Here is a 335-nt window from a genome sequence, read left to right on the forward strand (position 1 = left end):
GGATCAGCGCACCGGCAAAAAACTCCGCTGCGGGCAGCTCCAGATCGGCGCCGCTGCCCGGCACCCCGACATCGAGATCCGCCACAAAGGCTCCATCCCGGTCAACAATGCGCCCCCAGGTGGGGGCTCCGCTGGCGGTGGCCATTTGCTCGGCCAGGGGTTTCAGGGTCAGCACCCCACCGCTGATCGTCTTGGCGCAAGGGTGGCTGAATGTCAGTACCACCAGAGCCAGCTGGTCAGTCGTGGCAGCCCCTGGTGCCGGTTTGGTACCGGTGTAGATGGTCAGCTTGGCACTGGCCCCGCTGCCCGTATCAATGGCCGTGGCCAATAGCTGG

General features: G+C 65.7%; 1 protein-coding gene. It reads right to left on the bottom strand.

Translation table 11 applies throughout. From position 1 onward, the window contains the following. Positions 1–335 (bottom strand): hypothetical protein (locus ACW5W8_RS23985; protein ID WP_498630916.1); only part of this gene is annotated, 335 nt, incomplete at both ends.

The sequence above is a fragment of the Aeromonas aquatilis genome (assembly GCF_054052405.1).